A 1036-nucleotide genomic window follows, 5' to 3' on the forward strand; every position below is an offset into this window, starting at 1 on the left:
CATGACTTATGCAGTTCGTCCCAATTGATGGAAGTTTCATAGGTGTCATGCAAATGTACTCAAAAATCCTGAAAACCCCTTGACTTTTTCCGAATCCCGCAATAATCGCAAAGGATACCTTTCTACAAAGGGTATATCTTTAGCGATTACAGGTGATTTCATTGAAACAAACCCTTGAGCAGCCTAAGTTCCGCAAGCTTTCGCACGGCCAATGCGCAGGAGCCCCTATCCTGCGGACTCTCTGGGATCAATTCGACTTTTCTTTACTTCTGACGCAATCAGGTATTTTCAAACGAAGCGGCGCACCTTCTTGGATGTTATGTTTTATGTACGTCATTGGGCTTGTCTCCGGCTGCTCAGCCGTGAGTCAAATGGCGGGGCTTGCCAGCAAAGACGCTATGCTTGAGTTGATGTTCAAACCGTACAAGCTAGCGCAGTATACCCTTAGTCGTTTCCTCACAACGCCTTTCGCTTGGAGAACGTTCGGCAACAAACGTGTTGAACGTCTGCAGCAAGATACAAACACGGCTCTTCAAGAAGGCGACGTGATCAACTTGGACGATACGCATAGCGCGCATCCGTACGCCAAGAAACTCCCTTTTCTATGTTGGTTGAAAGACGCCTCGACGAAAACCTACAGTTGGTGCATGAATCTGGTCGTGCTGCAAGCTGTGTTGAAGAATGGCCTGGAATACCCGCTTTTCTACAGCGTATGGCATAAACCCGCCGACGCAGAAACAGGTCTTACGAAATTGGATCTTGCCCGTCAAATGCTCCTTATGCTCCGGGAATCGGTCAACTGCCGGTTGTGGGTTGCAATGGATCGCTGGTACCTCTGCAAGGATTTTTTCGTGTTCTTAGAAACGCATGCCTTCGATTGGGTGACCAAAGCGAAGCGGAACACCGCATTGTATCGTCGAGTCATGGAACAGGGGCGCGAACGCTTTGTTCCCGTTTCGCCTCGCCAGCTTATTAAAGAAGCGTACAAGCGACTCATTGCCGGCAGCGTTCTTTCCGCTGTTGCACTGTCCGACAT

At 49.1% G+C, this 1036-nt stretch carries 1 protein-coding gene; it reads left to right on the forward strand.

Annotated elements, in window-relative coordinates; all coding sequences use genetic code 11:
- Positions 1–161 precede the first annotated feature (161 nt).
- Positions 162–1036: hypothetical protein (locus A7K91_RS00025; protein ID WP_211274485.1), on the forward strand; the 875-nt coding region annotated here is incomplete at its 3' end.

The organism is Paenibacillus oryzae, from assembly GCF_001675045.1.
GTDB classification, from domain to species: Bacteria; Bacillota; Bacilli; order Paenibacillales; family Paenibacillaceae; genus Pristimantibacillus; species Pristimantibacillus oryzae.